This window comes from Paenibacillus sp. MAH-35 (genome assembly GCF_058135425.1).
Map to the genome: position 1 here is coordinate 289,823 of NZ_JBYUPU010000002.1, position 14,190 is coordinate 304,012.

Below are 14,190 nucleotides of genomic sequence, written 5' to 3' on the forward strand. Positions count from 1 at the left end.
CGGGGCCGGATTAGCGTCCATACCGTTTGAGCAGCTTTTGCATCCACTATATGAATGGTAGTGACGCTGCTTACATACGGTTTGAACCGAGTGGGGGTGACAACGCTGAAGCGGAGATGGACAGCCAGAAGCTGTTATTATTGCGCTGTATCGGACGGCTGCCGGAGAGTGTATACGAACAAGGATGCAAGCCCTTCGTTCCAGGCGAACCGGATTCGCGACCCGAGGCGGGTCTCTTACATCAGTTTATACGTGAACGGGGTCATCCAGCCGGATTGCATGTATACGGTCCGGGACGGCAAGCTTACGTTTCTAAGCAAGGAGCTTCCTCCGGAAGGCGCCCCGATCGTGCTTCAGTTCATACGGATAACGGGCAAATCAAGCAAAAAAAGAAAACGCCGCACATCAAAGCGCAGCCCCATACGCAAACGTAAACTTCGGAAAGGGGGTGAACCTATGCCAGCCAGCCTGATCAAACTGTCAATTACCGCCACTTCCAGCCAGCCGACGTTATCCGGAGGCGATGTCGACACGACTGTCACCGCCTCCTCCTCCCAATATGTCGCCCTGGCTTCCGCCGGAACGCTGGACGATACGACCTTGACCATACTTGCCACCGCTTTTGTGGATGACACCGGTACGTCGGTTACTGCCTTCCCCGACAACCTCGGCTACTACAACTTGTATATCAACGGTGTGCTGCAGCAAAACGGACTCTCGACGATTACGACCAGCCAGATCGAGATTGCGGACGGAGACCAGATCAGTTCCACCTCTCCGGTCGTCGTTCAATTCGTAGCTTCTGCGGCCGATTCCACTCTGACGCCGCCGACCGCCTCCGCTCCAATTATTACGGTCAATACGTGATTGCTTCCGTATGCAGGCAGCGCAGAAAAAACCTCCAATCCACAGTCGTACCGTGGTATTGGAGGTTTCTTGTTATTCGGGCCGCTATTAAGCGTGAATCGGTTCTTTTTTCGTTTCGAACGTTTTGCCGCACAGCGGTGCCAGCTTCTCAAGATCCTGAAGCAGTTTCGCGAATTGATCCGGGAACAGCGACTGTACGCCGTCTCCTGTCATCGAATTGTCCGGATCGGTATGCATCTCGACGATCAAGCCGTCTGCGCCTGCCGCTACCGAAGCTTTGCACATCGTCTCGACCAGCTCGCGGCGTCCGGTGCCGTGGCTCGGGTCGGAAATGACCGGAAGATGGCTGAGCTGCTGCAATACCGGAATCGCGGTCAGATCGAGCGTGTTCCGGGTGTACGTCTCAAACGTGCGGATGCCGCGCTCGCAAAGCATCACGTTCGGGTTGCCGCCTGCGAGAATGTATTCCGCTGCGTTCAGGAACTCGTCGTAAGTGGCGCTGAATCCGCGCTTCAGCAGCACCGGCGTCTGGATCGTGCCCAGCTTGCGAAGCAAGTCGAAGTTTTGCATATTGCGTGTTCCGACCTGGAGAATGTCCGCGTGTTCTGCGCATACATCGACATATTCGGGAGTCATTACCTCGGTGATCGTCAGCAGCCCGTGCTTCCGTCCTGCTTCCGCCATCATCTCGAGTCCTTCCACGCCCACGCCTTGGAAGCTGTAAGGACCGGTTCTCGGCTTGAACGCGCCGCCGCGCAGCACTTGACCGCCTGCCGCCTTCACGAGACGGGCGATCTCGTCGATCTGCTCCGGCGTCTCCACCGCGCAAGGTCCGCCCATCACGACGAGCTCGCCGCCGCCGATGCGTACGCCTTTCATCTCGATGACCGTATTGTCCGGATGGAAATCGCGGCTCGCCAGCTTGTAGGACTTGGAGATCTTGATGACGTTGTCGATTCCGGACATTTGGCGGAGCTGTTCAGCGAGCTTCGGGTCGGCTTTGCCGATAATGCCGATAACGGTCTGGTCCGTTCCTTTGGATACGTGTGCTTGCACGCCGTGCTTCTCGATATGCTGGACAATCTCGGCGATGCGCTCGTCGGAAACTTTGTTGGATGCAATTGCGATCATAATAAATCCCTCTCCCCTGGTTGTCTTTGTGTCCGTCCGAAATGCCGGATTCGGCAAGCTTATTCGCACTTAGACGCTTCAACGCGTATTCGCTTTTAAGCTTTTATGCTTTTAATCGTTAAAGCAACTATACAAGATAAACAGGCTTTCCGTCAACCCCCTTTTTCCCGGAGCGTTTATTCTTCAAAGGGTAAATGACTTTGTGCGCAGAATTCGCATCCCAGCTCAGCTATTCACTTCAAGAGCTCCCTTCTTCCTCTTGCACATTCTACCGATGGACTACTTGAAAGAGGTTGTTTCCTTTACGCCAAACGGAAACGAGACTTCTCCGACCGCTTACTTTCAACCGGTCTGAAGCATGTTAGGAATGCCGCTTCCGCGAAGGTAGAGACGAATTCATATAATTGCGCACAAATTCAAAAAACTTATCAACATGTGAATGGATTTTTGTTGAAAAATGGAGCGAATCGGCCACTTATCCCCGGAATTATTCACTTGTCCACATTACGTCCACAGTTTTCACTTCATTTATCCACAGAATCCGTCGTTTCATCTTCACCTTCTAGCAACTATCGTCGTCGTCTTACGCAGAAGGGAGTAACGGCAGGGTCTCTGCGCAGCCACCATCGCACGAAAGAATCGGTATCGGAATCAGAACGGATTCTCAATAAGAAAAGCTTCTAAACGCAGCGTATTCGAACTCTTGTATGGTTTTCCACTTTCGGTTCGATAACGATGCCCAGATTCGTTACGTCTGGAATAACGTCGTTTTTCAGCCATAAGCACGATCCGATTCGTTAGTCATCGAACCTGAGTAGTATACGTTCTCTAATCTAACGCCAAGTGAGGAAACCCCTTCCCCTTCATAATTAGCGCGGTAAAGAACTTAAACTTTCTGGCAGAGAACAAGAACTCTAACGGACACACCGGTCGTTATTACGGTGAATTTCGATCCATTTGTTTTCTAACGGACATGGATGCAACTATTTGCTGGGAAATGTTACTTTTAGAGGCGGTTCGGAGTAAATAAGCGCTGTGGTGACCGTTACATTTAAAAAAACTGTTTTTTAGCGAAATAACCTCCACCATGAGGCTGTCGATTCATTGAGTAGAGGTGTTAGAAAGGCCGTTCCAAGTGAAAAGTTACCTTCTTCTGCTCAGACAGGTTGTCCGGAATCCCTTGATTGAATAAGGATTGTAAGGTAGGGGATTCCAGACAAAACTCGCCAGAAGGTAATCTTTTCCCTTTCCACTTGGTTGTCCACATTGAATCGACAGCCTCACCATGTCCGTCAGAGCATGGTTTAGCTTACATTAGGGGCTCATCTTCGCTTTAATACGGTGAAGAACATAATATTCTGATCTCATCAAAAAAACGCCGTCAGCACAAGTCTTCGGCGTTTTTGCATTCAATTCTATCCAAAACAAGTTAACGATTCGTTTCCTTCAACACCAGCGCAAGCTGATCCCGGCGCATCTTACGCCGCTCGGTACGCTTCCTGGCGAATAACTCCAGCACATATTTGAGCGGCATATACAGCACTGCCGCCAATATCGCCCCGTCGACGATCCCCCCGGCGATCAGCTTCGCGTTGACGGCCAGCGCCTTGCCGATCCAATGTGGCAGCACGGCAAGCCATTCGTCGAACCGGTCCGGTACCAGAAGTCCGCCGACCTTCGCATTCAGGAAAGCGACCGGAATGTAGATGATTTTACCGAATACAAAGCCGATCAAAGCTGCGGCGAGACTAGCCCGAAGCAAGTAAACGAGCGGGAAGATGAGGAAAAACGCAAGCCCGAACGTAGGCAGCGTGAACATCTCTATCGCGAGGCCGATCGAGAACCCCATGGCCACGATCGCGGCCCCGCCTTTTGCGCGCGTCAGCAGCAAGTACTGGTACTTGAACCAGCGGCCCAGTCCCCGAACATACTTGCGCAGAAACGTATTGTTATCGGTTGTTGTTCGACGCTTGACTTGCTCCGGCACGGCTCATCATCCTATTCTTTGGTGTTTACTTTGACCGGCGGCAGCAGCTTGCTCTTATTGATCGTCCGCTTGATTTCCCATGTCTCGGGAGCTTCCGGATCGAACTGTTCCAGATACGTAATGACTTCCTTCGTAATCGGGGTTGGCGTCGAAGCGCCCGAGGTTACGCCGACTTTGCGAATGCCGAGCAGCCATTCCTTCTGGATCTCCGATACGTCGGATACCCGGTACGCTTTCGTTCCGGCAATTTCCTCCGATACTTGCGCGAGCCGGTTGGAGTTGTTGCTGCGCGGGTCGCCGACGACGATGACGAGGTCGGCCTCCTTCGCCTGCTCCGCGACCGCCTCCTGGCGAACCTGGGTAGCGAGACAAATTTCGTTGTGAATCTCGGCCTGCGGAAATTTCCCGATCAGCCGGCTCATGATGTGACGGATGTCCCACTGGCTCATCGTCGTCTGGTTCGTAATGATGATCCGGTCGGCGCTAAGCTCAAGCCGGTCGATTTCCTCTTCCTTCTCGATCAGATGCACATGCTCCGGAGCGATGCCGATCGCGCCTTCCGGCTCGGGATGCCCTTTTTTGCCGATATAAATAATCTTGTACCCCTGCTCCGTCTTCTCGCGAATCAGGTCATGCGTCTTCGTGACGTCGGGACAAGTCGCATCGACGACGGTTAATCCTTTCTCTCTAGCGCGGCGGCGTACTTCGGGCGATACTCCGTGAGCGGTAAAAATAACCGTACCTTTATCGATTTGGTCCAATATTTCAAGACGGTTCTCCCCATCAAGCGTAATGATACCGTCGTCCTCAAAAGCTTCGGTTACATGACTATTATGCACAATCATACCCAATATATAGATCGGCCGGGGCAAATCGAGGTTGCGGGCCGTCTGACGGGCCAGCACCATGGCGTCTACGACACCGTAACAATAGCCTCTCGGAGATATTTTCAACACTTCCATCAGTCATCGCCTGCTTTCGCACCGGATAGTCCGGGAAGTCAAATATTCCATCTATTATATCGCATTCATTCCGTAGAGGGAAGTGAACCGAGCAGCGGCAGCCAGACGACAAATGTGGTCCCTTCGTCCTTGCGCGTCTTCACCTCGATCGACCCGCCGTGTTGATCGATAATCCATTTGGCGATCGAGAGGCCGAGGCCGGTGCCGGCCTTCTTGCCGCGGGACGGATCGGCCCGGTAAAACCGTTCGAAAATATGCGGGATCTCGTCCTTATCCATTCCGATTCCCGTATCGCTGATCCGGAGTCCGACTTGCCCGCCCATCCGCAAAGCATCAAGTTCGACCTTGCCTTCATCAGTATATTTGAACGCATTCTCAATCAGGATAAACATCAGCTGCTGCAAATAATCTTTGTTGCCGCTTACGGCGGCGCCCTCCAGCGGCTCCAGATCGCCGATCACCCACTCCGCGGTGCGCGGCAAAAACTGCGCCCGGCGGATGACCTCGTCCACTAGCGGCTTTAGCTCGACCGTTTCCCGGTTCATCGAAAACCCCGCATCGGCCCGCGCCAGGGACAGCATATCGTTGACGAGCCGGCTCATCCGCTCCGCCTCTGAGGCGATGTCGTGCATCGCTTCCAGCGAAAGCTCCACGCTTTCCTCTCCGGCCGGTCGGGCCGGAAGATCGCCATCCGGTCTCCTGCCCTCAATCGCCGGCAACGCCTTCCACATTTTCTCAAGAAAATCGACATTGCCGCGAATCGTCGTAAGCGGCGTACGCAGCTCATGCGAAGCGTCCGACACGAACCGCCGCTGCGCCCGGTAAGCGTCATCCAGCTCCGAATACATAATCTGGATACGCGACAACATGCCGTTAATCGTATCCGTCAGCCGGCCGATCTCATCCTTCGGCCCGTTATAGTCGATCCGCTTGTCCAAGTCGGCGCTTTTCTCGATCGCGTTCGCGGCGGTGATGACGTTTTCGATCGGCTTCAGCGCCTTGCGGGACAAAAACCAGCCGGCCGAAGCAGCGAGAAAAATGGCCATTAACCCAACAAAAATAAGGATAAGCTTCAGATTATTCAAAAACTGCTCCACATCATCGACTTGGGTCGCCACCTGCAAAACACCTACCAAAGAGCCTTCGAGCACAAGCGGACTATAATACATTAGCAACTTGAATTGGCCGATTTGGATCATCTGGTACGACCCTTTGCCTTGCAGTGCCAAATTGATGTTTTCTTCTGAATAAGGCAAGTTGCTGTTCAAATTGCTCGATCGTTTGACTTGGCCCTGGATAGATATGCTCTGCATGTAAATACCGGAAGACTTGAATTCGCGAAGATCCGGCAAGCTGTAAAGGAAACCGAATCCACGGATTTCCCGATTCACTTCTTGGGCCTGAATGACCAATTCGTTTCGCAAGTCGGTTCGCATTTTATAGGACAAAAACGTATACAGGGCAACCCCGAATACGAGAATAGTAGCAGCCAATATACCCGAATACCAAAGCGTCAACCGCAGACGTATCGACATCCGTCATTCCCCTCTCAGCACGTAGCCCGCTCCCCGAACCGTCTGAATGATCCGCTTCTCCCCGTGCTCCTCCAGCTTTTGGCGCAGCAGGGCGATGTATACCTCAAGCACGTTCGACTCGCCGCTGTAGTCGTAGCCCCATATTTTCTCCATAATCGTATCCCGCGACAGCACCCGCTTCGGATTTTGCATGAACAGATGCAGCAGCTCGAACTCCTTGGTCGTCAGCTCGACGAGCCGCTCCGCGCGGAATACCTCCCGGGTGTCCAGATCCAGCAAAATATCATCGTACTGGATTCGATTCGTCCGCTGTTCCTCAGCCCCTCCGCGGCGGCGCAGCAAGGAACGGACCCGGGCCAGCAGCTCCTCCAGGGCAAACGGCTTCACCAGATAATCATCGGCGCCGAGATCGAGCCCCTTCACCCGGTCGGCAATCTCGTCCTTCGCCGTCAGCATCAGAATCGGCACCTGACTCCCGCCCTCGCGTACGCGGCGGCATACTTCCCATCCGTCCATATGCGGCATCATCACGTCCAGGATGAGCAGATTCGGCTCCAGAGCCAGCATCTGCTTCAGTCCTTCCGCCCCGTTGTTCGCCGTTACGACCGAATACCCTTCGAACGCAAGCGACCGGCGCAGCATCGATGTAATTTTATCGTCATCGTCTATAACCAAAATATGCTCTCTCAAGCGGCTCACCCTCCTGCCCATCCAATAGCTTCTTATCCTTCTATCGTATAATACGCCCGAATACGAACGCAAACGGCCGCATCAAAAAAAGGAAAGCAGCGGAACGTTCGTTCGTCCCGACCTGCTTCCCCTCGCATCGCCCGCGTATCCGGGATTATTTGTTCATGTCGCCGAGCGTCACGGCGGTCGTCAGTTTCGATCCGCTCCGCACGATCGTCATCGTCACTTTATCGCCGACTTTCATGCTTTTGATTTTCTCCCGGAATTTCTCGACGTTTTGAACCTTCTCGCCGTTGATGTCGATAATGACGTCGCCCGGTTGAATATCCGCTTTCTCGGCAGGTCCGCCTTGCGTAATGGAGCCTACGATGACGCCGTCCGTATTTTCAAGCTTGAATTCCTGCACCCAGTTCGGCTGAATGTCCTGGATGCCGACGCCGACATAAGGAATCGGAATTTTCACGTTGTTTTTCAAGTTCTCCAGCACCGAGGTGACCGTGCTGGTCGGAATGGCGAAGCCGATTCCTTGCGCCTGGGCGCTGACCGCCGTGTTGATCCCGACAACTTGCCCTTTCAGATTGAGCAGAGGGCCACCGGAGTTGCCCGGGTTGATCGAAGCGTCGGTTTGCAGCAAATGTTTGTATTCGCGCGTACCCTGGCTGTCCGGGATATCGATCGGGCGTTCCTTCGCGCTCAGCACGCCTACGGTTACCGTATGGTCGAAGCCGTACGGGTTGCCGATCGCCACGACCCATTCGCCTACGGCGATATCATCGGAGCTGCCCATTTCCAGGAAGCTGAAGTCTTTGCCGTCCTTCTTCTCGATCTTGAGCACGGCCAGGTCCAGACTGTATTCCGACCCGAGCAGCTTCGCTTTAAACGGCTCGCTGTAGCCTTGAACCTCGACTTCGATTTCGTCGGCCCCGTTCAGGACATGCTCGTTCGTCAAAATATAGCCTTCCTTGTCGAAAATAAAGCCGGAGCCCATTCCTGCGGACTGGCGCTGATTGCCGTTATTATTAGGCTGCTGTTGACGCTGGCCATCCCCGAAGAAGAAGTTGAAAATATCGTTGTTCGTGCTGCTTCTCGAACGATTGCTCGCTTTGACGTACGTGTTGATCTTAACGACAGCCGGGCTCGCATAGTTGACGATCTCGGAGATGTTCCCCGGCCGTACGACCGAATCGAGCGCTGCGGTAGTCGCTCCTCCGTTGCCGCCGCTTCCGTTCGCTTTGTTCACGATACCAGAACCACTGCCATTCACGGTCGGGATCGCCCCGGAGCCGCCGAACAGATCCATTTTGTCGGATGCGAACATCAGACCCCCTACAAGTACGGCTCCAGCCATAAAAGCCGAGAAGTACGACTTGAAGGAAGATTTTTTCTTGGCGTTATTGTACTCCCACTGGTTTTGCGACGGAGCGACGGACTGCATGTGGCGGTCCTGTTCGGGCGAATAACCGAAGTACGGACGCACCGGGCGCGGCGCCGTTATCTCCACCTGCGACGTTCCCCGCTCGGATGAAGCGGTCGTCGTCTCTCCCTGCTCTTCGGGAATCGATTTGAAAGGTCCGTACGAATAGTAGTACGAAGGCTTCTCGGTTTTATGATCGTTCTGCCCGTCGTCATGGGCGCTGCGGTTAGGGGTATCGTCCTGCGGCTTGAAGAAGTCGCTGTAATCGCGTTTGTTGTTGTCCATTGTAGATCTCCTCCTCCGGATTCGTTCTCCCTGGCGGTTAACGTGTGGTGCTGTTCCTTATGTCTATATATTGCACCCGCAACCTTAAACGAACCTTAAAACAAACTAAAAGGAATCTAAAAAAGCCGTGTACCCTAGGGATCTTGTCACAACGAGAAACGATAAACCTGAAAACGCCGAAAAGGGGCTATACCAGCCCCTGTTCCACCTCGCGAAGCAGCTCCTTCGCTTGAGTCACCCAATGTTCTTCCACGCTCGCGTCCTTGTCGACCGGGTCCTGAAACTGGTCGATCAGCGCCCCGTATGTACGCGGGACCGCTTCCGAATCGAGTCCTTCGTTGTAAATATGTTTCAGCACAAACGGCGTGCCCATCAAAATCATCGTCCCCGGATTGGAGGTCTCTGCGCCTTCCAGACGGCCGCGGGTCACCTCGAACGGCAAGCGCAGCCATACTTTGTGCTCTTCGTCCAGCGCCCGGTCGAAGCATCCCTGCGTGTAATCCCAGTTGCCTCCGAGCGTAAATTGAAACTGCTGGACATGGTCCCTGACATGATCGAAATGGTCCGTACGGCTCTCAAGAGCGGATGGTATCGGCTTCATGGCTGGCTCCTTCGCTTTTTCCAATAGCTTGGGCCAAACCGGCAAAATTTATCCCTTCTTCCATCTAAGCGTCGGGATTGCCGCTCCATCCTTTCCGGTGGGCATAGATGGCCAGCTGCGTACGGTCCTCCACCTCGCACTTCATAAGGAGGTTGCTGACATGCGTTTTTACCGTTTTGATGCTGATGTGCAGCTCCTCGGAAATATCTTTGTTCGACTTGCCGTCCGCGATGAGCAGCAACACTTCCTTCTCCCGGCTGGTCAGCCCTTCGCCGTTGTCTTGTCCGGACTGGGTCGATCTTTGGCGCAATCCCCGGGTCAGCGCCTGGGACACCTCGGCATTCATCACTTGCAGGCCGCGCAGCGAACTGCGGACGACGTGTGCGAGCTCGTCGGAGGAAACGGTCTTCAGCACGTAGGTAACCGCACCGGCTTCTACGGCCTGAAGCACTTTCTCATCCTCCAGGAAGCTGGTCAGCAAGATAACTTTAATCGCCGGATAAAGCCGGGTGACTTCCCGTGTCGTTTCAACTCCGTCCATAATCGGCATCATCAGATCCATCAGGATCAGATCGGGCAGATTTTCCTCGCTTGTCTCCTTCAGCCTCGTCAGTGCGTCTCTGCCGTTCGCCGCTTCGCCGGTAATAACGAAATCGCCCTCCAGCGATAAATACGTCTTCAATCCGAGCCTTACCATATCGTGATCGTCGACAATCATAATTTTCATCTGGTCCGTCATTCCGATTGCTCCTGTTCCGTTTCAGATTGCCCGCCGCCGGATTCATCCTCATCCATAAATTTAGGGATGCTGATCTTGATCCGGGTTCCGGCCCCGCTCTTGCTCCAGATGTCCATCTCTCCTCCCAGCTTCTGCGCCCGCTCCCGCATCGTCGACAGTCCGTAGGAGTTCATGCGGATCGAATCGCTGGAGAAACCTTGGCCGTCATCGTTCATCTGCAGCACGTACTGATTGCCGTTATCGTGAAGCGCCAGCTCGACGTGGCGCGCCGACGCGTGCTTGACCACATTGGCCATCCCTTCCTGGACGATCAGGAACAGCTGGTGCTCGATGCCGTCGGAGAGCGGCCCGTCCAGCCGGATATCGATGCTGCCCTGCAGCCCGTTTTGCCTGCAATAATCGGGAAACCATTTGTCGAGCGCTTCGGACAGCCGTTTGCCCTCCAGCTCGATCGGCCTCAGCTGGGCGATCATCCCCCGGAGCTGCTTCTGCGTCAAATTCGACATCGTAACCAGCTGCTCCAGAATTGGCGCCACCGATTCGGTCTGCCCGCGCTGCACCATCTTGGCGAGCGAAGAGGCGGACATATGGATCGCGAACATTTGCTGGCTGACCGTATCGTGCAAATCCCGGGCAAGCCGCTTCCGTTCCTCGATCACCGCCGCCTCGTTCGACTCCGCCTGGAGCATCACGTTTTCTTCTCCGACCTTCTGCAGCAGCTTGACCCTCTTCTCGAGCGATGAAGCCATCACGTTAAAATCATTGTATATACGGTCGAACGGATCCATGCCCAGAGGACGGATCCTTTCTCCCAAGTTGCCGCTGGCCAGTTGCAGGATGGCCAGATGCAGCGTATCGATTTTGCGCTGATACCGGGTGACGATCATATAACAGATCGCTATGCCCGACGCTACCAGCAATAACACGTATTCAACCCAAATATTGTTGTCCGAGAGCGCATCGCGCCACAGGAGCCAGCCTGCGCCCATTCCGCCCGTTACGATCGCGAGCGCCGCCAGAAAATAACTTAACAACTGCCATTTGATATTGCTCGATCTGCTTAACCGATTCATCCGACCCGCTTCACCCTCACATCTCCGACGAATGTGCTGACGTTGATCCGAATCCGCTTCTCGGCATCCCGATATTGGACCGTTTCTTCGTTCATATTGCGGAACAGCCCGCCTTCGCGGCGGTTGAACACGCTCATATCCCCGATAAAGGCCGAGATCCGGACGCTGACGCCCACCTGCACGTCATTGGGCACGAACACTTTTACGTCGCCGACAAAGGCGGATATGTTGATCGTCGTATCGCCGAACGGAATGTCCGCACGCGTCAGGTCGATCACGGTATCTCCTACGAAATGGGAGATGTTAAGCGGCTTCAGTTGCCAATAATCGCTTCCGATATGGATGTCGCCGATAAAATTGTGACGGTTGTCGACCCCTTTGCCGGAGCAGCTGTAGTCGTGGTGGCCGAAGTTTTCTTTCCACTCGTGTTTCCACTCATGCTTCCAATCCCGCTTCTGCTGTCTCCAGTCCCGTCTGGCTCTGCGCCGCTCATCGCGGTCGTCGGACCAGGCCGGCGGAGGAGGCGGGGGCGGAGGGGCGAACGACGGATCGGCATGTTCGCGCGGCTCGTTCATCCGGGGATCGGGAGCATCCTGTTGATCCAGACTGGAGTACGGCTGCCAGTCTTTGGGCGTGTAGGGCGGCTCCTGCTGCGGCTCGCGTCTGCGGAACAAGATCCGGAGTCCCACCAGAATCAGAATGACGGGAATCGCAAACTTGATCAGATCGGAGATGCCGAAGCCGGGAATCCATCCGAAATTGTTGTTCAGGAATACGAGTCCCAGGGCGATCATGAACAGTCCCCATATGAACCCTCCTCCGCCGCCCCGATGGAGGCTGCGCTGCGAAAGAATGCCACTCAGTCCGATAAAGATCAGCACCAACGGCCAGAAATGCGAAATGATGTATCCCAGGTCCATATCGATAATGTCGATCTGGTTCAGCAGAAACAAAACGCCGATCCCGATCAGCACGAAACCGCCGATCGCCTTGCTCCAAAAGTCGCTTCTCATGATACATTCCTCCATGCTTTGGGTTTGTCACCCTTTTCCGTACTTTCATTGTATGAGAATTCGAGCGGGAAATATAGAGTCGGCGGATTGAAATCGTTCTCGGTCTCGAGACGGATATGATACTTGGCGAAGGTCGTGTTGCGGCGGGGGATTGATGGCTAACGTCGATCTGGAATAAGAAACAAAAAAAGGCCGTCCCCGGATCGCTAGATCTCGGGGACAACCTTTTGCTGTCGTATGTTTACTCGCGGTTTGCGTTTGCGTTCGCGTTGTTTTTTGCGTTTTTGTTGTTAGCGCGCGCAGTTACTTCTTCAGCAAACTCAGCGTTATTGTTTTGCTGATTTTGCTGGTTTTGTTGGTTGTTTCTGTTGTTTTTCGCCATGTCCACTCACCTCCACGTATTGTATTATTTGATGGAGGGGCAGAAATTATGTAAGGGATCAGCCGAAGTCCTAAACCTCAGTCCGGCTTCAGCATCGGGTCGTTCAGCATCGCCCTCAGCTGCTCCTTGCCGCGGTGGATGCGGGCTTTGACGGTGCCGAGCGGCAAATCCATCCGCTCCGCGATCTCCTTGTCTTTCAAATCGTAATAAAATTTGTATGTTAAAATTTGTCTCGTCTTCTCCTCCAGCTTGGCAATTTCCTCGAAAATAATGTTGCGCAGCACCCGGTCTTCAACCCCTTCGGATGAAGCCAGGACCATCCCGTCCTCCTCCGGCGAACAAAGCGAAACGGCAACTTTACGCTTGATCATGTTATAGGCGGTGTTGGTTGCGATTACTTTGGCCCACTGCATCAGCTTATCCCGGTCGCGCAGCGTGTCGAGCTTGCGCAAAATTTTGACCCAAGATTCCTGAACGGCATCCATCGCTTCTGACTTGTTGCGCATAATCGAATACGTTACGATGAACATCTGCTTGTAAACATCCATCAGCAATGCATCTTGCTGCTCCTTGCTGCTTTGGTCCGTTTGAATCAAGCTCGTCCACATCAGGATCATCTCCTATAGAAAAAAAGGAATAGTCCAGCAGCGATGAATGCGCTTTCCGTATGGAACATTTTAGCATATTATAGGTAAAAATAAAAGAAACGAATATCCCGTTTTCGACACGCGGAGTATCCGTTTCTTCTAAATCTTGCATTATAAGGCAATAGAACTCACTTTTCGAGTGGAAACCTCGGACCAGATGTCGTTCCATTGCTGTAAAGTTTCTTCCCGGACGCGTCCTTCGCCCCGTTTGACGACAAATACGTTAACCGTTTTTTTGCCCCATTCTTTGTAAATCTGATCTTTCGTCTTGTAATACAAGTCGATCTTAAAGCCTTTGATCGCAGAGCCGGTGTCGGCTACGATGCCATATCCGTATCCGGGGATGTACAGAATCGTTCCCAAGGGGAACACCTTCGGATCGGCGGCGATCGTCGACAGCACGCCCTGCTGCACCTTGACGCCGGAGTACGTAATGCCGTATTGCGGATGTCCGGGACGTTTGCCGGTCGATTCGACTCCGGCGTAATAGCCGGTAGCTACAACCTCAACCGTCTCCAGAAACTGGGACGGATCGGCGTGAAGCATCGGGAACTGTTTATTTTTTTCGATCAGCTCTTGCCGGGACTTGAGCTTCGACAATCGTTCGATAACCGTGTCGCTGGAAGACGCGGAAGCGGAAGCCGCCGCTGTTTGCGCCGGGTCATCCGGCTGGCCGGTCTGTTCCTCCGGCGGCGCTGCGGCGCCGATGCCGGCTGATAAGCTGGCCCGGGCTGCTGCGGACCGGGCGTATCCGCCGTCCGACCGGCTTTCCATCGTCCCTCCTACTGCCAGCAGCAGCGCCATCAGCAGCGCCGCCCAAAATCGTCTGGACAGTCGTACTTTCGATGATAACATGATATGGGT

Annotated in this window: 14 protein-coding genes; 1 reads left to right on the top strand and 13 read right to left on the bottom strand. The window is 53.9% G+C overall.

What is annotated here, in order from left to right; translation table 11 throughout:
• Window positions 1-90 precede the first annotated feature (90 nt).
• A complete protein-coding gene (locus tag AC3Y2E_RS02980) occupies window positions 91-867 on the top strand; it encodes a DUF4183 domain-containing protein (RefSeq protein ID WP_379206974.1) in 777 nt (258 codons plus the stop codon).
• An 87-nt stretch (window positions 868-954) separates the two neighbouring features.
• Here the strand turns inward: AC3Y2E_RS02980 and aroF are convergent, their stop codons facing one another.
• The 13 genes from aroF to AC3Y2E_RS03045 form a co-directional block, all read right to left on the bottom strand.
• Entirely contained in the window at window positions 955-1,998 is a 1,044-nt protein-coding gene (gene aroF / locus AC3Y2E_RS02985; protein WP_379206976.1) for a 3-deoxy-7-phosphoheptulonate synthase, read from the bottom strand.
• Window positions 1,999-3,427: 1,429 nt separating this feature from the next.
• Window positions 3,428-3,985: a DUF2062 domain-containing protein gene (locus AC3Y2E_RS02990; protein ID WP_379206978.1), complete on the bottom strand. Its 558-nt coding sequence runs from the start codon at window positions 3,983-3,985 to the stop codon at window positions 3,428-3,430.
• Window positions 3,986-3,996: 11 nt separating this feature from the next.
• Window positions 3,997-4,947, bottom strand: coding sequence for a 4-hydroxy-3-methylbut-2-enyl diphosphate reductase (locus tag AC3Y2E_RS02995; RefSeq protein ID WP_379206980.1), 951 nt, complete (start codon window positions 4,945-4,947; stop codon window positions 3,997-3,999).
• 65 nt (window positions 4,948-5,012) lie between these two features.
• Complete coding sequence (locus tag AC3Y2E_RS03000) at window positions 5,013-6,482, bottom strand: sensor histidine kinase (RefSeq protein ID WP_379206982.1); 1,470 nt, start codon at window positions 6,480-6,482, stop codon at window positions 5,013-5,015.
• A gap of 3 nt (window positions 6,483-6,485) precedes the next feature.
• Entirely contained in the window at window positions 6,486-7,172 is a 687-nt protein-coding gene (locus AC3Y2E_RS03005) for a response regulator transcription factor (protein WP_332075125.1), read from the bottom strand.
• Between the two features lie 154 nt (window positions 7,173-7,326).
• The gene (locus tag AC3Y2E_RS03010; RefSeq protein WP_379206985.1) at window positions 7,327-8,871 is read right to left on the bottom strand and encodes a S1C family serine protease; all 1,545 of its coding nucleotides are present in this window, start codon (window positions 8,869-8,871) and stop codon (window positions 7,327-7,329) included.
• Window positions 8,872-9,058: 187 nt separating this feature from the next.
• Complete coding sequence (locus tag AC3Y2E_RS03015; RefSeq protein ID WP_379206987.1) at window positions 9,059-9,472, bottom strand: YugN family protein; 414 nt, start codon at window positions 9,470-9,472, stop codon at window positions 9,059-9,061.
• A gap of 64 nt (window positions 9,473-9,536) precedes the next feature.
• The gene (locus AC3Y2E_RS03020) at window positions 9,537-10,211 is read right to left on the bottom strand and encodes a response regulator (RefSeq protein ID WP_379206989.1); all 675 of its coding nucleotides are present in this window, start codon (window positions 10,209-10,211) and stop codon (window positions 9,537-9,539) included.
• Entirely contained in the window at window positions 10,208-11,284 is a 1,077-nt protein-coding gene (locus AC3Y2E_RS03025) for a HAMP domain-containing sensor histidine kinase (protein ID WP_379206991.1), read from the bottom strand. The genes AC3Y2E_RS03020 and AC3Y2E_RS03025 overlap by 4 nt, the downstream gene beginning before the upstream one ends.
• Entirely contained in the window at window positions 11,281-12,297 is a 1,017-nt protein-coding gene (gene liaF / locus AC3Y2E_RS03030; RefSeq protein ID WP_379206993.1) for a cell wall-active antibiotics response protein LiaF, read from the bottom strand. The genes AC3Y2E_RS03025 and liaF overlap by 4 nt, the downstream gene beginning before the upstream one ends.
• A 241-nt stretch (window positions 12,298-12,538) precedes the next feature.
• Window positions 12,539-12,679: a hypothetical protein gene (locus AC3Y2E_RS03035; protein WP_379206995.1), complete on the bottom strand. Its 141-nt coding sequence runs from the start codon at window positions 12,677-12,679 to the stop codon at window positions 12,539-12,541.
• Between the two features lie 77 nt (window positions 12,680-12,756).
• Window positions 12,757-13,287, bottom strand: coding sequence for an RNA polymerase sigma factor (locus AC3Y2E_RS03040; protein ID WP_332075132.1), 531 nt, complete (start codon window positions 13,285-13,287; stop codon window positions 12,757-12,759).
• Between the two features lie 150 nt (window positions 13,288-13,437).
• Window positions 13,438-14,181 (bottom strand): 3D domain-containing protein, encoded by a 744-nt coding sequence (locus AC3Y2E_RS03045; RefSeq protein WP_379206998.1) that lies wholly within the window; start codon window positions 14,179-14,181, stop codon window positions 13,438-13,440.
• Between the last annotated feature and the right edge of the window lie 9 nt (window positions 14,182-14,190).